Raw genomic sequence first — 18449 nt, forward strand, 5'->3', positions numbered from 1 at the left:
GTCAGACTTTGGGACGGTCGGCCGATCATCGCTTCTGTTCGCGCGAGCGGTGCATGGGTAGGGCACGGCGGTCAGGGGGACGGTAATGACGATGCTGGGCGATGCGCTGCTGCTCTTGGGGTTTCTGGCCTTCATGCCGGCGGTCCTGCTGTTCGCGGCGGAAATCCTGTGGGGGCTGCGTCGTCCCTTGCTCACGCCGCCGGGCGATGCCCCCGCCTTCACCGTCCTGATCCCAGCGCATGACGAAGCGGGCGTGATCGCCCCGACGCTGCGGTCGATCGCGGCACAGTTGCGGGGGGGCGACCATATGCTGGTGATCGCCGACAATTGCACCGACGACACCGCCGTGATTGCCGCCGCGCACGGTGCCGATTTTACCGAGCGGCGCGATCCAGTGCGGCGGGGCAAGGGCTATGCGCTGGCGCATGGACTGGCGCAGGCGGCGCGCTGGGCCAATCCGGTGACGATCATCGTCGATGCCGATTGCCTGTTGTCGCCAAACGCCCTCTACCAACTGGCCGCCAAGGCCGCGCGCGAGGGACGCCCGGTGCAGGGCGATTATCGGTTGGAGACCGCCCCCGGCGGATCGCTCGCCAGCCGGTTCAGCGCCTTTGCCGTCCGCGTGAAGAATTATGTCCGCCTGCTCGGCGGTCTGCGCCTGGGCGTGCCTTGCGTGCTGACGGGCAGCGGCATGGCCTTTCCGACGGCGCTGCTGTCGCGTGTCGAGCTGGGGTCGGGCGAGATCGTCGAGGATCTGTTGCTCGCGGTCGACCTGACGCTGGACGGCGCCGCGCCGCTATTTTGTCCAGAGGCGCGCATCACCAGCCCCCTGCCCGCCACGCGCGAAGCGGCCGAGGCACAGCGCGCGCGCTGGGAAGGCGGCTATCTATCGATCATGCGCCGCTATGTCCTGCGGCTGGCCTGTACCGCGCTGCGACGCGGAGACCCGCGCGTGCTCGCGCTGGCGCTGGACCTCGCCATCCCGCCGCTCAGCCTGTTGATCGCCGCGCAGGGGGCGATGCTCCTCATCGCCGCCCTTTGGGCGCTGGTGTCCGGCCATGCGCTGCCGCTGGTGGTGGGGATCATCCAACTGGTGCTGATGATCGGCGCGATCGGGCTGGCCTGGCATCGCTATGGCCGTGACCTGCTCAGTGTGACCGACCTTGCGCGACTGCCGCTCGCCGTGCTGGCCAAGCTCGGCTTTTACCGGCGCATCCTCCGCGCTCCGCAACAGGGTTGGGTCCGCACCGAGCGCGGCGCGGAAATGAAGGGGCGCGAATGATGACGACCACCGACTTCCTGGGCTTCCGCTTCGAACGGGGCAGCCGCGAGGCGCTGTTCGACCGGATGGTCGGCATGGCGCAGGCGCCCTTCGGCTATGTCGTCACGCCCAATGTCGATCTGGTCAATCGGGCCGCGCGCGATGCCGAGGTCCGCGCCCTGTATGACGGCGCGGCGATCCATCTATGCGACAGCAAGGTCCTGACCCTGATGGCCAAGGCCAAGGGCGTCGCGCTCGACTGCTATCCCGGTTCCGATCTGGTCGCCGACCTGATGAATCGCGGCGGCGCGGGCCAGCGTATCGCGATCGTCGGACCGAGCGCCGACGACTGGCGGGCGCTGGTCGATCGCTATCCGACCGTGACGCTCCACCACATCCCCTCACCCGCGATCATGACGCCGGGCTCGGCCGAGTGGCAGACCTGCGTCACGCACGCCGCCGCCGCGCCTTGGGATATCCTGCTCGTCTGCCTGGGCTCGCCCAAGCAGGAGCGCTTCGCGCAAGCCGTCGGCGCGCTGCGCCAGGCGCCCGGCGTCGCCTGGTGCGTCGGGGCGTCGATCGACTTTCTGACCGGCCGCCAGACCCGCGCCCCGCGCTGGGTCCGCGCCTGCAACCTGGAATGGCTGCACCGACTGGCCAGCAATCCGGGGCGACTATGGCGGCGCTATCTGGTCGAGGGGCCGCAGATCATCCGCCTGCTGATGCGCTGATCCATCAAGGCAGGGCCGGCACGACTCCCTTGGGCGCGGCGGAAAGGCTTCGGATCAGCGCGACCTCGGCCGGGCGATACGGCGTGCCATCGGCGCGAAAGACCTCATGGAACCAGATGGTCGGTTCCTCCAGCACATAGGTCTTTTTCCAGCTATCCCAGGGCAGCCGCGTCTGCGTCTTCCCGTCGACGAAACCCCAGTTCATCATCGCGACATTATGGCGTTTGCCGATCGGTAGCGACCCGTCGAAGGTCGATCCGTTCCCCCGTGCCATATATTCGGTGCACAGGATCGGCCGGTTATAGGGCAGCAACTGGCGCACCCGCCGCTCGAACGTCTCGGGCCAGCTATAGTCGTGGAACGAGATCACGTCCGACTGGCCGAGTTGCAGCTTCTCCATCGGCGAAGTGCGCCCGCCCGGCGTCCAGTCCTCGCCCTGCCATACGCCCGAAGTCAGCGGTTGCGAGGGATCGGCAGCGCGTGCCCAGTCGAACACCTGTGCCAGAAGCGCGCGGACCAGCGGCTCCTTGCCCTCCTGCCCCTTATATTGGTCGGCGCCGTTATCGGGCTCGTTCCACACATCCCAGCCCAGAATGCGCGGATCGTCCTTGAACGCGCCGATCACCCCCTGGACATAGGCACGGTAGCGCGGCCAGCCGGCCCGGTCGCGCAGGCCCGCCATGCCCGGCCCCTGCACCCAGCCCGAATTATGCACGCCGGGGATCGGCGGATGTTGCGGCCCCAGCCGGGGATCGGGGTCCCAGCAACTGTCGAACAGGACGAAGAGTGGGCGGATGCCATGCGCCTTTGCCATGGTCAGGAACGCGTCGATCCGCTGCCGGAACCCCTCCGGGTTCTGCGCCCAGAGCTGATCGTGGAGGAAGACGCGCATCGTGTTCATGCCGATGCCCTGCGCCAGGCCCAATTCATAATCGATCCGCTTGGGGTCCCAGGTCGCGGCCTGCCACATCTCCAGCTGGTTGATCGCCGAGGCGGGGGTGTAATTCGCGCCCACCAGCCAGGGCTGCTCCGCATACCAGGCCTTGGCCTGCGCCTCCGTCCAGCGTGGGCGTGCTTCGGCCAGGTCAGCGGCAAACAGGGTCGCGACGGCGGCCCCCAACAGTAATGCGATCCTCATCCATCCTCTCCCGATAGGCCCGGCATCACGGATCGTCCGCCCGATGTGCCAAGATCATTGGGCGGGAAGCTAAGCGGATTTCCGGCATTGTTACAGCATTTTATCTGACTAATATGCGGACTGAGATCACGGTATCCGGCCACGACCCGACATCATGTCGGACGAAAGCAACGAGCGGCCGGAACCATGGGGAGGACAGGTTGAAGACGCTTCATGCCATCATTGCCGCCGGGCTGGGCCTAGCTGTCGCCGCGTCGGGCATCGCGAAAAATCCGCAATTCCAAGGTGCCGACCCGCATGCCGTGGTGATCGGCGACGAGCTATGGGTCTTTCCGACCGGCGGACCGGGGGGAAGCTGGGAGGCGGATCGGTTCGGCGCCTTTTCGTCGCGCGACCTGAAGACCTGGCGGCCACGCGGCGAGCTGATCCGCCGCGATCAGATCGGCTGGGTCCAGGATGACGGCGCGCCCGCGCATTTCCTCTGGGCCCCCGGCGTCGCGACGCGTAATGGCAAATGGTATCTCTATTATTCGGTCGGCCCACAGAATCCGACGCCCAGCAGAATCGGGGTCGCGGTCGCCGACCGGCCGGAGGGACCATATCGCGACAGCGGCCGACCGCTCGTCACCGGCGGGAAGGGGTTCGAGGCGATCGATCCGATGGCCTTCACCGACCCGCGCAGCGGCCGGACCTATCTCTATGCCGGTGGCAGCGCGGGCGCACGCTTGCGCGTCTGGGAACTCAACCCCGATATGGTGACCATCGCCCGCGAAGTGAACGTCGATCAGCCGCCGCAATTCACCGAAGGCGCGTTCATGCACGAACGCAATGGCGTCTATTATCTCTCCTACAGCCATGGCCGATGGAACGGCCCCGATTATTCGGTCCATTACGCCACCGCCCCCTCGCCCACCGGCCCGTGGCGCTATCGCGGTGCGATCCTGACCAGCGACGCCCGGCATCAGGGGCCGGGACATCACAGCTTCGTCCAGATGCCGAGCGGCCAATGGCTGATCGTCTACCACCGCTGGGAACGCCGCCCCGGCCCCGCGCCGTTTCAGGGCGAACGTCAGGTGGCGATCGATCGGCTCACCTATGGCAAGGACGGTACGATCCGCCCGATCCGCATGACAGACGCCGATGCTCCAACCCTAAAATAATGATAGCCCTATCCTCCCCAGGGAGGGGAGGAATAGCTGCTCACCAACGCTGATCCCAGCCCAGCGTAAAGGTCCGCCCACGCCCCGCGAAGAAGGCGAAATTATCGTCGGGCAGCCGCGTGTCGCTGTTATAGTCGATATAATAGCGATCGAAGATGTTCTGCGCGCTCAGGTAAAAGCCGCCGATCCGCGTCTGATAGCGGACCATCGCATCGGTCACCGTATAACCGCCGAAGTTATTGCGCGGATCGGGCTTGGCCTTGCCGTGGAAGCTGCGCGCGAAATACATCTGCGTCTGCACCCGCGCCGTGACCGGCCCCGAGGCGAAATCGGCGGCGACGTTCATCCGGTCGGGCGAGATATTGGTGCCGTCCAGATCGGTATCGACGATGCCGTCCGGGGCGCGCGTATCGCTATCATAGCGGCCGATCAGATGGGCATAGCCGGTCGACAGGCGCAGCCCCTCGATCGGCATGCGCATCCCCAGATTGAGCTCCAATCCCTGAATCTCCACCCGCTGGCGCTGTACCTGGAAGATGCCGTTACCGAGCGCCAGCAGCACCTGGCCATTGTTGCTGCTCGACCAGAAATAGGTCGCGCCGGCGTCCAGCGGCCCGCGCTTCACCTCCACGCCGATCTCGCGATTGTTGGAGATGACCGGGTCGATCGCGCGGAAATTGCTGAGGTCGGTGCCGGGCGTGCCGACCGCGCGGGTGATGCGGCCGATATCGGCCATGGTGAACCCCTCGGCATAACTGGCATAGGCGCGGATGCCCGCCACCGGCTCGACGATCACGCCGCCGTTGAGCAGCGCCCGATTAAAGCCGGGCTCGCCGCCCTTGACGCTGATCCCGCCATAGGTCGCCGGATTGCGGCCGTCATAGGTGGTGGAGGCCAGCGTGTGATAGTCGTTGATGCGGACCTTCACATTCTCCCACCGCACGCCGCCCGCCAGGCGCAGCCCGCCATCGAACAGCTTCAGATTGGCTTGGGCAAAGGGCGCCAGGCTCTGGAAATCGGCGGGCGGCACCCAGACGCGATTGGTGGCGATCAGCCGCTGTTCGGACTTGTCCCACAGCGCATCGAAGCCGATCGTCGCGACCAGCGCTTCGAACCCCGGCACCGCGCGTTCATAGCTGGCCCGCGCACCCCATTTGCGGGAACGGTTCTCCGACTGGTCGAACAACTTGCCGACGGGCGCGATCGCGGGGTCCTGGAAGGTCGCGATCGGATTGGGCTCGCCGCCGAACGTGTCATAGGTGCGGTTGAAGAAGAGCTGCGCGACCAGATTGCCGCCCGCCACATCGCTGTCGGTATAAGATAGCGATGCCGCCTCGGCATGGTTGGCGGCCGGCGTGCCGGGCGGATTCCCCCGCACCGCGCTGGTCGGCAAGCCGGTGCGGCGATTGCCCGCCAGCGGCAGGAACCGCCCCTCGCCATCCAGTTGGAAACGGTTGAGGATCAGGTCGAGCCGCCCGCTGTCGTGTAGCTGTGCCCCCAGCCGCGCGAACAGGTCATAGGCGCGCGAATCCTGGGTCTCGCCCTGGGTCAGGTTGATGCCGATGCGCCGGTCCTGCGCATCATAAAAGACACCGCGCCGTTCATAGGAGGCGCCGACGGTCGCGTCGAAAATGCCCGCCTTATATTGCACCAGTCCGGCGACCTTGCCGCCGAGTGAGTCGGACTCGAAACCATCCGCGGCCGTGCCCTGCACCAGCGTGCGGCCCGACCATCCCCCGGTCCGGGGCGGGCCGACCGTCACCTGGTTGACGATGCCGCCCGTGCCGCCGACGCCCTGCAACGCATTGGATCCATAGATCAGCTCGACCCGGTCGATGAAGAAGCCGTCGATGGTGAAGCCATCCCGGCTGCCATCGCGGAGCGGCGTCGATTGCGGGATGCCGTTGATCGCATAGAGCGGCGAGCGGCCGCGCAAGGTCTCGCCCGCGCCGGACAATTTGCCGCGCGTCGGTGAAAAACTGGGCGTCAGTACGGCGACGGCATCGGTCACGCTGCCCGAAATCGCGATCTGCTGATCGAGCGCGGCCTTGTCGATGATATCGATCGTCAGCGGCAGGGCATTGGGCGGCAGGACGGTGCGCGCGGCGGTGACGACGACCTCCTTGTCCGCCGCGTCGGCCGGATCGGCATCCTGCGCCAGCGCCGCCGGCGACACGGCGGCCAGCCCCAGAACGGTCCCGCTCAGCCACCCCGCCCGAACCATGGCCCGCGATAGGCCACCCACCCGCTTCGTCATTCTACCCCCGTAACCATTGACCTTGGTCGCGCGGCCGGATAACGCAAGTGATTATCAATAACAAGGCTCACAAACTGGTGCTATCGACGCGGAACATCCTGTTTCAGCTTCACTGGTTCCTGGGCATCACGGCCGGATTGGTACTGGCCGTCATGGGCGTGACGGGTGCGCTGATCAGCTTCGAGGGCGAAATCCTGCGGGCGATCAATCCGGGCGTGGTCACCGTCACGCCAGCCCGCACCCCGCCTTTGCCCGCGCCGGTGTTGATCGAACGGATCACCGCGCAGGTGCCCAATATTCGCATCGTGCGGCTGATCGTCGATAGCGATCCCCATCATGCCGCCACCGTGACCTACACCGTCGACACTGGCGAGAAGGGTAAGAAGAAGGAAAAGGAGCGCGGCCGCCAACGTCGCTTCGTCGATCCGGCGAACGGCCGGATGCTGGAGGAAGCGCGCGGCGAGGGCTTTTTCGAGACGGTCGAGAATCTCCACCGCTGGCTCGCCTTGCCCGGCCGGGGCAATGGCATCGGGCGCCAGCTCACGGGGTTCGCCGCGCTGTCCCTGATCTTCTTCGCGCTGTCGGGCCTCTATCTGCGCTGGCCGCGTCGTCCGCTCGACTGGCGCAACTGGCTGGTGCTCGACCTGCGCAAGACCGGTCGTAACCTCTACCGCGCGCTCCATGCGGTGATCGGCGGTTGGGTGCTGATCTTCTACCTGATCAGCGCCAGCACGGGGCTGTGGTGGTCCTATGGCTGGTACCGCGACGGCGTTCAATATCTGCTAGGGGCCGAGCGGGCAGCGGCGCATGGGCCCAAGAGCAAGGATAGCGGACCCGCGAACCTTCCACTCGCCTGGGCCAGTTTCACCAAGGCGACCGCCGGCAAATCCTATGAGCAAGTGACCGCGAGCGTCCGTGACGGCGCAGTGCAGTTTCGCGCGAAGCTACCCGGCGGCCGGCATGACCGCGTATCCGATGAAATGACCATCGACGGCACCACCGGCCGGGTCATCACCGAACAGCGCTACGATGCCCGTCAGTTGAACGAAGACATTCTGACCAGCGTGTATGAAATCCATCGCGGCGCCTATTTCGGCATTGCTGGGCGTGTCCTGATGGCGCTGGCCAGCCTGACCATGCCGCTGTTCACCATCACCGGCTTCCTCCTCTATTTCGCGCGGCGACGGCGCAAGGCTGCATTGGGACAGGTTCTGGCCGAGGTGCCACCGGCCCCCGTCGCAGGTGCGACGACGCTGGTCGCCTATGCCAGCCAGACCGGCACGGCGGAGCGCATCGCGCGGCTGACCGCGCAGGTGCTACCCGACGCCGCCGCCGTTCCCATCACCGATCTCGACCACGAGCGTCTGGCTCAGGCGCGCCGGCTGTTCGTCGTCGCCAGCACCTATGGCGAGGGCGAGCCGCCCGACAGCGCGCGCGGCTTTGCCCGCGTGATGGCGTCCGAGCCCCCCGCCCTGCCCGGTCTGCGCTATGCCGTGCTGGCGTTGGGCGACCGAGAATATGACGATTTCTGTGCCTTCGGCCATCAGATCGATCGCTGGCTGCATGCGGGCGGCGCCGAGCGGCTGTTCGACGCGATCGAGGTTGATGGCGACGATGCCGATGCCCAGCGGCTGTGGCAGCAGCAATTGGCCAGCCTGGGCGGGCGCACCGATCAGCCCGACTGGGCGCCGGCGCCGATGCGCGACTGGCGGCTGGTCGAGCGGCTGCTCCTCAATCCCGGCAGCAGCGGCGGGCCGACCTGGCATGTCGTGCTGGAACCGGTCGATGCCGGTGCCGATTGGGCGGCGGGCGATATCCTAGAGATATTGCCGCAGCAGGACGAACGGCGCGTCACCGCCTTCCTGCGCGCGACGGGCCTGGCCGATACGGCTGCGCTGCGCGAGCGGTTGCGAACATCGATCCTGCCCAGTGATGCGGGGCCGGGCTTCGATCCGGATACGCTGCGGCCGCTGGCCCACCGCGAATATTCTATCGCCTCGCTCGGCGTGACGGGGCGAGCCGCGCTGATCGTACGGCTTTGCGAGGCTCCCGACGGATTGCCGGGCCTCGGATCGGGCTGGTTGTGCGAAGGCGCACCGCTGGGATCGGTCATTGGCGGCCGGGTCCATGCCAATCCCGCCTTCCACTCCCCCGACGACGCGTCGACGCCGATCGTGTTGATCGGCAATGGCACCGGGCTGGCCGGGCTGCTCGGCCATCTGCGCCAGCGGGCGGCGACCGGCGGCGGCGCGGCCTGGCTCTATTGGGGCGAGCGACACCCGGATCATGACGATTATCACGCGGCCGAACGCCTTGCCTATGCGCAGTCACGGGTGCTGGCGGGCGGCGCGACCGCCTGGTCCCGCCTAGGCGCCGGTCCGCGCTATGTGCAGGACGCGGTGGCGACGGCCGCCGATACGATCCGCGAGGCCGTCGCGGCGGGCGCGATCCTTTACGTCTGCGGCAGCCTGAAGGGCATGGCCGGCGACGTTCACCATATGCTGGCCGCCATATTGGGTGACGACCGGCTGGAGGAGATGGCGGCGGCCGGCCGCTATCGCCGCGACATCTATTGACGCGTCAGGCCTCGCCCGGCCGATGGCCCAGATGCGCAGAGATGCGCGCCGTCGTTTCCGCCAGCAGCGCGCGCGCCTCCGGGATCGTCACCGATTGCGAGCCGTCGATCGTTTCCAGAAAGGGGATGGTCAGCGCCGCCATGAATTCGCCGCCAAAGCCGAAGACCGGATAGCTGATATCGGTCACGCCACGCGTGATCGGGCTTTCGCGCAGCTCGAAGCCCTGCGCGCGGACCCGGTCGAGTTCTTCGCTCAGGCGCGCGCGACCCACTGGCCGCCCATGCACCAGTTCCAGCCGGTCGATGATGCGCGTGACCTGGGTCGCACCCGAAAAGGCCAGCAGCACCTTGCCCGAGCAACTGTTCACGATATCGATCGAGGCCCCCATGCGCAGCGCGAAACCGCGCGTGCCGGGATTTTCCTCGCGCGCGATGACCAGCCCCGCGCTCCCCTCGATCACCACCAGGTGACAGGATTGCCCGGCGGTCAGCGCTAGCGCCTGCATTTCGGGCAAGGCCGCCGCGGTCAGCCGCCGCGCGGGCGTCGCGCGGTAAGCGATGTCGAGGAATTTGTACGTTACCCGGTACCGGTCGTCGGCGGGCGACTTTTCCAGATAGCGCGCCTCCTCCATCACGACGACGATACGGAACAGCTCGCCCAGCGAGCGACCCAGCGCCACCGCCATCTCGCTGACCAGCAGCCCTTCGGGATGGTCGGCGAGAAGCTCGATGATCTGGAACGCCTTGTCGAGCGCGGGCGCGGCATAGCTGCCCTTGCGAACCCGCCCCTCGACCGCCTTGGCCCCCTCACGCGTCATGCCATTTCCCCATGGTCCAAGGCTTAGGCCGCGGCACAGGGCTCGGCAAGCGCGCGGGGAACGGGCTCATGCTCAGATCGTCACGATCGCCTTCAGGACGCTGTCGGCCTCGGCGATCAGTTCGGGCATCCGGGTCGGCGCTTCGTCGAGCGTCAGTTGATGGGTGCGGATCGCATCGGTCGGGATGGCGCCGCTGCGGATGCTGGCGATGACATGGTCGAAATCGATCGACAGCGCGTTGCGACTGGCGATCAGGGTCGTCTCACGCTTGTGGAATTCGGGATCGGCGAAGACGAGGTCCTCCTTGCACACACCGACCAGCGTATAGCTGCCGCCATGCGCGACATAATCGAGCCCGGCGCGCATCGCATGGATATTGCCCGTCGCGTCGAAGACATGGTCGAACATCTCGCCATCGGTCATCGCCGAGAGGGTCGCAGGCACATCGCCATCCGCCACCACCCCTTCGTCAAAGCCGAAATGCCGGGCGGCATAGGCCAGGCGCGGAGCACGCGTATCGACCAGCACCACCCGCGCCGCGCCGGCGATCCGTGCGAACAGGGCGACGCCCACACCGATGGGACCGGCCCCGATGACGACCACCGTCTCTCCTCGCGCCAGCGCCGAGCGGCGGACGGCATGCGCGCCGATCGCCAGAAACTCGACCATCGCCGCCTGATCGAGCGACAGGCCCTGCGCATCGACCACCGCGCTTTCGGGCACCGCCAGATACTCGCACATGCCGCCGTCGCCGTGCACGCCCAGCACGCTGATCCGCGCGCAGCAATTGGGCTTGCCCCGGCGGCAGGCGCGACAGGTCCCGCAGGCGATATAGGGATTGACCGTCACGACCTGGCCGATAGCCAGCATCGATCCCTCGGGCGCTTCGATCACCTCGCCCGCCAGTTCATGGCCAATCAGCCGGGGATATTGCAGAAACGGGTGCTTGCCCGCGTAGATATGATAGTCCGTCCCGCATATCCCCGCCCGCCGCATCCGCAACAGCACCTGCCCGTCCTGCCGCATGGGCGCGGGGCGATCCTCGACCATGATCTCCAAAGGCTGCACACAGACCAGCGCCTTCATTCCCGTCCCTCTCCGAATTTCTATACGCAACCATGCTCTCATATATGCCATTGAAGCGCCAGAGGTGGAGAGCTAGGCTGCCCAGATAGAAGGCTGCCAGCCGACCGGGGCCTGACAATCAGAGAGAGGAGGCCCCATGGCCCGACGTGTGTGCTTTGCGCTGGATCTGATCGCGGATGCCGATCTGATCGCGGATTACGAACGAGCCCATGCCGCTGGTGCCGTCTGGCCCGACGTGACCGACGCGATCCGCGCCAAGGGCTTTGAGGCTATGGAAATTTGGCGGACCGGCGATCGGCTGTTCATGATCGCCGAGGTTGCGGAAGACTGGCCCCGCGCCATCCCCTCCGATCTGGCGGCGACCGATGCCCGATGGGAAGCCGCGATGGATCGCTTCCAAAAGCCCCTTCCCCATGCCGCGCCGGGCGAGAAATGGGTGGCGATGAAGTGCATCTATTCGCTGGACGACCAATGACATCGCACCCGGCCGTGATCCTGCAATTTGGGACCAGCCGTTTTCTCCAGGCGCATGTCGACCTGTTCGCCGAGGAAGCCCGCGCCGCCGGACAGACCGTCCTGCCGATCGTCATCGTGCAGACCACGCGCGATCCCGAACGCGCCAAGCGGCTGGCGGGCTTTGCCGATCCGGCGGGGTTTCCGATCCTCCTGCGCGGCCTGAAGGAAGGCGCGCGCGAGGAACGCCGTGTCCAAGTGCGTAGCGTCCGAGAGGGGCTGAGCGCCGCCACCGACTGGCCCCGCCTGCTGCAGCTGGCGGAACACGTGAGCCATATCGTCTCCAATACCGGCGATAGCGGCTACGACATTCCCGAGGTCGACCGGCATAAGGACGCCACGCCGGCCAGCTTTTGCGGCATGCTGACCGCGCTGCTCCATCACCGGTGGTCGACCGATGGCGCACCGGTGACGCTCCTTCCTTGCGAACTGGTGGCGCGCAATGGCGACACGCTGCGGTCGCGGATCACCGGGCTGGCCGCCGATCAGGGCCGGGAGAGCGATTTCCTTCGTTGGCTGGAGACGGACTGTGTCTGGGCCAATACGCTGGTCGACCGGATCGTCAGCGAGCCGCTCTACCCCGCCGGCGCGATTGCCGAACCCTATGCGCTTTGGGCGATCGAGCGGCAGGAGGGGTTGGGCCTGCCCTTCACCCATCCCCACATCGTCCTGACCGATGATCTGGAACGTTATGAGCGGTTGAAGCTCCATATCCTCAACCTGGGGCATAGCTGGCTGGCGGCCCGGTGGCAGGCCCATGGCGCACCCGAGGGACAGACGGTGCGGGCGGCACTGGCCGACCCGGATATGCGCGCTGCGCTGGAGCGACTGATGGCGGAGGAGGTCGTCCCCGGCTTTGCCGCGCATGGGCTGGCGGAAGAGGCCCGGGCTTATGTCGCGACCACGTTGGAGCGCTTCGCCAATCCGTTTCTGGATCACCGGCTGGCGGATATTTTCCAAGGGCATGAGGCCAAGCTGGACAAGCGGGTGAGCGGGTTCATCCGCTGGGTCGATGGGTCCGGACAGGATGTGGCGATGCCGGACCTGCGGGCTTTGGCCGGTCCGTTGCCCCAACGCTCCTAATGTCACCACCTCGGCGAAGGCTGGGGTCCAGTCTCGAAACGGGGGTTGATAGCAGGCGGCGATTTCTACTCTCGCACGCCCTGCACCGCGACGTTTCTGGCAACTGGGCCCCGGCCTTCGCCAAGGCGGTGATCAATGCATCGTGAAGCTACAGCCACCCTTCGTTCAGCCTGAGCGAAGTCGAAGGCCACGCGAAGCACGTTCCCCATGCTCAGGGGGTGCGCTTCGACTTCGCTCAGCGCGAACGGACGATCGGTATCATGCCGCGCGGGGCAGGCAGGACGGGCCGTTGGAACCGGACGCCTTATAGGTCAGGACGAATTCCTGATGCCCCAGCGCCTCGGACTTGGTTTCGGCCCCGTTCGACACCGCGACGATCAGGTCGACGATCTCCTCACCCACAGCATCCAGCGTTGCATCGCCATAGAGGATGCGGCCGGCATTGACGTCCATGTCGCCCTCCATCCGGGCATACATTTCCGGGTTGGCGGCGACCTTGATGACCGGTGAAATGGCCGATCCGACGACCGAGCCGCGTCCGGTCACGAACAGATTGATATGCGCGCCGCAGGCGATCAGCTCGCCGATCTCGGCATTGTCGACGATGTTGGGGAAGCCGAACTTCGGGTCGCCCGGTGGCACCACGTCCAGCAAATATAGCCCCGGCCCCGGCGCCTGTTCGGCGGGCAGGATCACGCCCGAGATCGCCCGACTGCCCGACTTGGCATAGGCGCCCGCTGATTTCTCCTCCTGGCTCGACAGGCCGCCTTCGGCATTGCCGGGCGCGAAGCTGCCATAGCCCATCGCGCGGTAGTAGCGCTCCGCCTGCGCGACCGAGGCGATCAATGCATCCGCGACCTCCGGCGTCGCGGCCCGCTCGGCCATATGGCCCTCGCACCCGATCATCTCGCCGGTTTCCTCGAAGATGCAGACCGCGCCTGCATCGACCAGCGTATCGAAGGCGCGGCCGACCGCCGGATTGCCGGTGATGCCGCTCGTCCCATCCGACCCGCCACAGATGGTGCCGATCACCAGTTCGGACATGGTCATCGGCACGCGCACCGCTTGCGCGTCCGCCGCCGCACGGACGCGCTCGACGGCGGCGATCCCCGCCTCCATCGCGCCGCGCGTGCCGCCCGATTGCTGGATCACGATCGTCTCGACCGGCCGACCCTGCTCCCGCGCGTTCGCCGCCAGCGCCTCGCGATTGAAGCTCTCGCACCCCAGCGACAGCAGGACCACCCCGCCGACATTGGGATGGGTGGTCAGCGCCTTCATCATCGCCAGCGCATAGTCATTGGGGTAGCAGCCGGGAAAACCGATCAACTGCACGCGCGGGTCGTCCATCTTGTCGACGATCCGCCGCGCGACATGATGCGCGCATTCGACCAGATAGACGACGACGATCGCATCGCGAATGCCCTTGCGCCCGTCGGGCCGTGCCCAGGCCTGCCAGGTCCGTTCGGTCATGCCCGTGGTCATGCATGGTCTCCGTGCGCGTCGCGCAGATGCGCGGGGATATAGTCGCTTTGCATATTGTGCATGTGAACCCAGCCGCCGGCCGGCGCATCATGCGTCATCGACCCGATCGGCATGCCATATTTAATGACCTTGTCGCCCGCCCCCAAGGGCATGACCGCCAATTTATGGCCCAGCGCCACACGCTCGGTGATCGCCAGTTCATAGCCATCAACGATGATCCGCTCGCCCGGCTCCACCGTGCGGCAACAGACCGCGACATTGTCCGCCGGAGTCAACCGGATCGCCGCGACGCTCATCATGCTACTCCTGGCAAGGGCGCATCGGGGCGGACCAGCCCCGCGTGCCGCAATTCGTTCCAAAATTCCTGGGGGATCGGCTCGCGATAAAGCCCGATCGTGTCGGCGACCTGCTGAGGGTTGGCGAGACCGGGAATGACGCTCGCCACCTGCGGATGCGCCAGAACGAAGGCCAGGGCCGCCGCCGCCAGCGAAACGCCGTGCCGCTCCGCTACCGACTCCAGGGCTCGCACCCTGTCGAGCACGTCATTGGGCGCCGGCGCATAATTATAGCGCGGCATGGCCGCCGCCGCGCTGCCCGTCGCCAGGACGCCGCTATTATAAGGGCCGCCGATCACGACTGCGGTGCCAGCCTGCTCGCACGCAGGGAAGAACCGGTCGAGCGGCCCCTGCTCCAAGAGCGTATAGCGCCCGGCAAGCAGAATGACGTCGAAGCGCGCCTCCTCCATCAGGTCCAGGCAGACATCGACTTCGTTGACGCCCAGCCCGAAGCCGGCGATCGCCCCTTCGTCGCGCAGCCGCTCCAGCGCCTTCAGCCCGCCGCCCTGGATCAGCTGAGCGCGGTATTGCGCATCCGCCTCGCCATGCGTGACCCGGCCGATGTCATGGACGAACAGCAGGTCGATGCGCGCCAGCCCCAACCGCTGAAGGCTGTGCTCATGGCTGCGCAAGATACCGTCATGGCTGTAATCATAGCGCATGCGAAAGGGCATCGCGGTGTGGAAGCCGTCGCGCTCGCGGTCGTCGGTGATGGTCGCATCGGGCTCCACCAGCCGCCCGACCTTGGTCGAGACGATCACGTCGCTCAAACCGCGCAAGGCATCGCCGACGCGGCGTTCGCTCAGGCCCCGGCCATAATGCGGCGCGGTGTCGACATAGCGCAGGCCCGCAGCCAGTGCGGCGTCGATCGTGGCGGCGGCCTGGGTGTCGTCGATCGCCGCATAGAGATTGCCCATCGCCGCCGCACCGAACCCCAATTCGGGAAGCGCGCAGCCGGTCGATCCCAGCTTTCGGCGGGGAATGCCGGTCATAGATCCAAATCCAGTCGGTAAAAGCGGTTGGCGTTACGCCCCCACAAATCCCGCCGCTCCTCCTCAGAAAAGGCGGTCAGCAAATCCTCATAAGCGCCCAGCGTCCGGTCGAGATCGGCGGCCAGCCGGTCGGTCGGAAAGTTCGTCGCGATCATGACCCGGTCGGTGCCGAACCGCGCGATCACCTCGGTGACGATGTCGGCGAAATGCGCGGGGTCGAAGGGGCTATGGACGAAACCCGCGCCCGACAGCTTGATCGCGGCATGCGGCATGGCGGCAAAGGCGGCAAGCCCGGCCCGCCATTCCGCCAGCCCATCGGCCGGGATCGGCAGCGCCAGATGGTTGAGTACCACCGACACCTCCGGATGCCGTCCGGCGACCTCCGCCAGCCCCGCCAATTGCGACGGAAAGCCGTGAAAATCGAAGCTCAACCCATGCCGTCCGAGCAGGGCATAGCCACGCCGCCAGTCGGGATCGCGGGTCAGGTCGCGCGGATAGGCCCGGCGCGACGCGTCATGCGGATGCCAGTTGATCAGGTGGCGGATGCCCCTCACCCGCGCATGGCCCGCCTGCCAGGCCAGTTCCGCCTCGACATCGGGCCGCTCCAACGCCACCCGCGCGACGATCGCGCTCGGCAGGCCATCGGCCTCGGCGACGCTGTTCAGCCACTGCGTCTCGTCCCGCCCTTCGTCGGCATGCGCGCCCGCATCGACATGCACCGCGCCGACAAGGTTCCAGTTCGCCAGTTCGCGGCGATAATCCGCGATGCGATAGCTCTGGGCGATCAGCGCCGTCTCCGCAGCGTCGAGCCACGGATAGCGCAGCACCTGTCGGTCCCACAGGTGGAAATGCGCGTCGACAAAGGGCGGGCGGCTTTGGTTCACGCCATCGTCCAGCCGCCGTCGATGACGTGCATCTGCCCGGTCGTATAGGCGCTCTCGTCGGAGGCGAGGTACAGGGCAAGCTGCGCGATCTCCTCGGTGCGGCCCAGCCGGCCCATGGGCTGGCGCGCGACGAAGGCGGCACGCGCCGCCTCCGCATCGCCGGTGGCGGCCAGCCGCTCGTCCAGGCTGGGCGACTGGACGGTGCCGGGGCAGATCGCGTTGCATCGTATGCCCTGCCCGACATAATCGAGCGCGACCGAGCGGGTGATCCCCGCCACCGCGCCCTTGGACGCGCAATAGGCATAGCGATTGCCGACGCCGATCACCGCGCCCGCGACCGAGGCCATGTTGACGATCGCGCCGCCGCCATGCGCGATCATCGCCGGCAGGAACGCCTGCAGCATATGGGTGATGGCATGGACGTTCAGGTCGAAGGACAGGCGATAGCCCGCGTCCTTGGTCGCCAGCAAATCCCCCGCATCGACATAGCCCGCGCAGTTGAACAACACGTCTACCGCGCCGGTCCGCTCACCAAAGCCCGCAATAGCGGCCGGGTCGAGCAGGTCGAGCACTTCGGTCGTGCAGCCGTTCAGCGTCGCCAGCGCCTCGGCATTGCGGTCGATGGCGATCACGTCCGCGCCTTCCGCCGCGAACAGTTCGGCGGCGGCGCGGCCGATGCCCTGGCCTGCCCCCGTGACGATCGCCCGCTTCGCCTGTAACCGACCCATATCAATTCGTCTCCAACCCTCGGCCCGCCCACCAGGCAAAGCCCGCAACCACTGCAAAACTTATCACCGGAACCAGCATCGCATTGGTGATCCCGGCCATATCCGACACCAGCCCCATCAGCGCGGTCAGGCCGGCGCCGCCGATGATCGCCATCACGATCAGCGACGCGCCCGCCCGGCGCAGCGGCCCCAGCCCCTCAATCCCCAGCGCGAAGATCGTCGGGAACTGGATCGACATGAAGAAGCTGGCCGCCACCAACGCGATCAGTCCCAGCCAACCGCCCGCCAGCGCGGCGACGGCGACCAGCGCGATCGATACGCTGGCAAAGATCAGCAGCAGGCGGACCGGCGCCAGCCGCGTCATCAACGCGCTGCCCAAGAAGCGTCCGGCGGCGAACAATGCCAGCGACAGCAGCAGCGCATCGGCGCCGCCGCGTTCGTTCAATCCGACATTGGCCTGGGCATAGCGGATCGTATAGCTCCACACGCCGACCTGTGCGCCGACATAGAAGAATTGCGCGACCACCGCCGCCATCAGGCGCGGGCGGCGGAACACGTCGATGAACCGACCTTCGCGCCCCTCATCATCCCCGGTTGCCGCATTGGCGGGAAAGGCGACGAGCGCCGCGGCCAGCGCGAACAGCAGGACGACGATGGCGATGACGACATAGGGCGGCGCGATCGCCTGCACCTCGGCGCGGTAGAAGGCGTTGCGTGCGGCGGCGTCCATCGTCGCCAGCGCGGCCTCGTCATGCTCGATGCCCGACAGGATGAAATAGCGCCCGACCAGGATGCCGGTCAGCGCACCCAGCGGATTGGCGGCCTGCGCCCAGTTCAACCGGCGCGTCGCCCCCGCCGGATCGCCCAGCTCGCCCATCAGAGGATTGGCCGAGGTCTCCAGGAACGCCAGCCCCGCCGCGATCACGAACAGGCCGAGCAGGAACAACTGATAGACGCTGGCCGCCGCCGCCGGATAGAAGAGCAGCGCGCCCGTACCGTACAGCATCAGCCCCAGCACGATGGCGGCCTTATAGCCATAACGCCGCATCACCATCGAGGCGGGAACGGCGAGCAGGAAATAGCCGAGATAGAAGACCTGCTGGACGAAGCTGGTCTCGAAATCGCTGAGCGTGAAAGCCTTGCGAAACTGCGCGATCAGAATGTCGTTCAGATTGTTGGCCATGCCCCATAGGAAGAACAGGCTGACCGTGATGACGAGCGCGGGGAGATAGCGGCGCGGCACCCCGACGGCCCCGGCGGCCGTCGCATCGGAACCGGCTCTGCCGACCGGCATATCGGCATGCATGGGCATCAGGATAGTCCTCCGCCGCCGTCGAACGCTGTCCCTGCCATCATGCCGCGCTCCTTCTCCATGAAAACTATCTTTTATGAGCGTGACGATAGGG

Annotated in this window: 16 protein-coding genes; 6 read left to right on the forward strand and 10 right to left on the reverse strand. The window is 66.7% G+C overall.

All coding sequences use genetic code 11. The features are described 5' to 3' along the window. Nucleotides 1–85: 85 nt before the first annotated feature. Nucleotides 86–1282 (forward strand): glycosyltransferase family 2 protein, encoded by a 1197-nt coding sequence (locus SP6_RS16090; RefSeq protein ID WP_007404664.1) that lies wholly within the window; start codon nt 86–88, stop codon nt 1280–1282. Then, nucleotides 1282–1992 (forward strand): WecB/TagA/CpsF family glycosyltransferase, encoded by a 711-nt coding sequence (locus SP6_RS16095; RefSeq protein ID WP_037568320.1) that lies wholly within the window; start codon nt 1282–1284, stop codon nt 1990–1992. The genes SP6_RS16090 and SP6_RS16095 overlap by 1 nt, the downstream gene beginning before the upstream one ends. Nucleotides 1993–1996: 4 nt before the next feature. Here SP6_RS16095 and SP6_RS16100 read toward each other — a convergent pair whose 3' ends face one another. After that, nucleotides 1997–3130 carry a glycoside hydrolase 5 family protein gene (locus tag SP6_RS16100; RefSeq protein WP_042469360.1) on the reverse strand — a complete coding sequence of 378 codons (1134 nt, stop codon included), beginning with the start codon at nt 3128–3130 and terminating at the stop codon, nt 1997–1999. 200 nt (nt 3131–3330) lie between these two features. Between SP6_RS16100 and SP6_RS16105 the strand changes: the two genes are divergently transcribed. Beyond that, complete coding sequence (locus SP6_RS16105) at nt 3331–4290, forward strand: family 43 glycosylhydrolase (RefSeq protein ID WP_007404612.1); 960 nt, start codon at nt 3331–3333, stop codon at nt 4288–4290. Nucleotides 4291–4330: 40 nt separating this feature from the next. On the opposite strand, the gene SP6_RS16110 is transcribed toward SP6_RS16105, so the two are convergent. Further along, the gene (locus SP6_RS16110) at nt 4331–6514 is read right to left on the reverse strand and encodes a TonB-dependent receptor (protein WP_037568267.1); all 2184 of its coding nucleotides are present in this window, start codon (nt 6512–6514) and stop codon (nt 4331–4333) included. A gap of 110 nt (nt 6515–6624) precedes the next feature. On the opposite strand from SP6_RS16110, the gene SP6_RS16115 reads away from it, so the two are divergent. Continuing rightward, the gene (locus tag SP6_RS16115) at nt 6625–9123 is read left to right on the forward strand and encodes a sulfite reductase flavoprotein subunit alpha (RefSeq protein WP_007404623.1); all 2499 of its coding nucleotides are present in this window, start codon (nt 6625–6627) and stop codon (nt 9121–9123) included. Between the two features lie 4 nt (nt 9124–9127). Here the strand turns inward: SP6_RS16115 and SP6_RS16120 are convergent, their stop codons facing one another. Next, nucleotides 9128–9940 carry an IclR family transcriptional regulator gene (locus SP6_RS16120; RefSeq protein WP_007404539.1) on the reverse strand — a complete coding sequence of 271 codons (813 nt, stop codon included), beginning with the start codon at nt 9938–9940 and terminating at the stop codon, nt 9128–9130. Between the two features lie 72 nt (nt 9941–10012). Next, nucleotides 10013–11026 carry a zinc-binding alcohol dehydrogenase family protein gene (locus tag SP6_RS16125; protein WP_007404687.1) on the reverse strand — a complete coding sequence of 338 codons (1014 nt, stop codon included), beginning with the start codon at nt 11024–11026 and terminating at the stop codon, nt 10013–10015. A gap of 136 nt (nt 11027–11162) precedes the next feature. Between SP6_RS16125 and SP6_RS16130 the strand changes: the two genes are divergently transcribed. Both SP6_RS16130 and SP6_RS16135 read left to right on the forward strand, forming a co-directional pair. Next, nucleotides 11163–11501, forward strand: a complete 339-nt coding sequence (locus SP6_RS16130) for an L-rhamnose mutarotase (RefSeq protein ID WP_037568268.1) — start codon at nt 11163–11165, stop codon at nt 11499–11501. Beyond that, entirely contained in the window at nt 11498–12622 is a 1125-nt protein-coding gene (locus SP6_RS16135) for a mannitol dehydrogenase family protein (protein ID WP_037568269.1), read from the forward strand. Before SP6_RS16130 ends, SP6_RS16135 begins: the two co-directional genes overlap by 4 nt. Before the next feature lie 258 nt (nt 12623–12880). On the opposite strand, the gene SP6_RS16140 is transcribed toward SP6_RS16135, so the two are convergent. From SP6_RS16140 to fucP, 6 genes are read right to left on the reverse strand one after another with little or no spacing between them, the layout of a single operon-like run. After that, nucleotides 12881–14104, reverse strand: a complete 1224-nt coding sequence (locus tag SP6_RS16140) for a UxaA family hydrolase (RefSeq protein WP_007404662.1) — start codon at nt 14102–14104, stop codon at nt 12881–12883. Beyond that, nucleotides 14101–14400, reverse strand: coding sequence for a UxaA family hydrolase (locus tag SP6_RS16145; RefSeq protein WP_113667662.1), 300 nt, complete (start codon nt 14398–14400; stop codon nt 14101–14103). Before SP6_RS16145 ends, SP6_RS16140 begins: the two co-directional genes overlap by 4 nt. Further along, on the reverse strand, nt 14400–15431 hold the full coding sequence (locus SP6_RS16150; protein WP_007404563.1) for an aldo/keto reductase: 1032 nt from the start codon (nt 15429–15431) through the stop codon (nt 14400–14402). The genes SP6_RS16145 and SP6_RS16150 overlap by 1 nt, the downstream gene beginning before the upstream one ends. Further along, nucleotides 15428–16315 carry an amidohydrolase family protein gene (locus tag SP6_RS16155; RefSeq protein ID WP_007404544.1) on the reverse strand — a complete coding sequence of 296 codons (888 nt, stop codon included), beginning with the start codon at nt 16313–16315 and terminating at the stop codon, nt 15428–15430. The genes SP6_RS16150 and SP6_RS16155 overlap by 4 nt, the downstream gene beginning before the upstream one ends. Beyond that, entirely contained in the window at nt 16312–17043 is a 732-nt protein-coding gene (locus SP6_RS16160) for an SDR family oxidoreductase (RefSeq protein WP_007404656.1), read from the reverse strand. Before SP6_RS16160 ends, SP6_RS16155 begins: the two co-directional genes overlap by 4 nt. A gap of 1 nt (nt 17044) precedes the next feature. Beyond that, a complete protein-coding gene (gene fucP, locus SP6_RS16165) occupies nt 17045–18349 on the reverse strand; it encodes an L-fucose:H+ symporter permease (protein ID WP_007404542.1) in 1305 nt (434 codons plus the stop codon). Nucleotides 18350–18449 lie beyond the last annotated feature (100 nt).

Source organism: Sphingomonas paucimobilis NBRC 13935 (assembly GCF_000739895.2).
GTDB classification, from domain to species: domain Bacteria; phylum Pseudomonadota; class Alphaproteobacteria; order Sphingomonadales; family Sphingomonadaceae; genus Sphingomonas; species Sphingomonas paucimobilis.

Excerpts from the sequence above, each read along its gene's own strand:
- SP6_RS16145 (WP_113667662.1), bottom strand. The coding sequence starts at position 14,400 with ATGAGCGTCGCGGCGATCCGGTTGACTCCGGCGGACAATGTCGCGGTC.
- fucP (WP_007404542.1), bottom strand. The coding sequence starts at position 18,349 with ATGCATGCCGATATGCCGGTCGGCAGAGCCGGTTCCGATGCGACGGCC.
- SP6_RS16140 (WP_007404662.1), bottom strand. The coding sequence starts at position 14,104 with ATGACCACGGGCATGACCGAACGGACCTGGCAGGCCTGGGCACGGCCC.
- SP6_RS16135 (WP_037568269.1), top strand. The coding sequence starts at position 11,498 with ATGACATCGCACCCGGCCGTGATCCTGCAATTTGGGACCAGCCGTTTT.
- SP6_RS16150 (WP_007404563.1), bottom strand. The coding sequence starts at position 15,431 with ATGACCGGCATTCCCCGCCGAAAGCTGGGATCGACCGGCTGCGCGCTT.
- SP6_RS16095 (WP_037568320.1), top strand. The coding sequence starts at position 1,282 with ATGACGACCACCGACTTCCTGGGCTTCCGCTTCGAACGGGGCAGCCGC.
- SP6_RS16130 (WP_037568268.1), top strand. The coding sequence starts at position 11,163 with ATGGCCCGACGTGTGTGCTTTGCGCTGGATCTGATCGCGGATGCCGAT.
- SP6_RS16125 (WP_007404687.1), bottom strand. The coding sequence starts at position 11,026 with ATGAAGGCGCTGGTCTGTGTGCAGCCTTTGGAGATCATGGTCGAGGAT.
- SP6_RS16110 (WP_037568267.1), bottom strand. The coding sequence starts at position 6,514 with ATGGTTCGGGCGGGGTGGCTGAGCGGGACCGTTCTGGGGCTGGCCGCC.
- SP6_RS16100 (WP_042469360.1), bottom strand. The coding sequence starts at position 3,130 with ATGAGGATCGCATTACTGTTGGGGGCCGCCGTCGCGACCCTGTTTGCC.
- SP6_RS16120 (WP_007404539.1), bottom strand. The coding sequence starts at position 9,940 with ATGACGCGTGAGGGGGCCAAGGCGGTCGAGGGGCGGGTTCGCAAGGGC.
- SP6_RS16090 (WP_007404664.1), top strand. The coding sequence starts at position 86 with ATGACGATGCTGGGCGATGCGCTGCTGCTCTTGGGGTTTCTGGCCTTC.
- SP6_RS16160 (WP_007404656.1), bottom strand. The coding sequence starts at position 17,043 with ATGGGTCGGTTACAGGCGAAGCGGGCGATCGTCACGGGGGCAGGCCAG.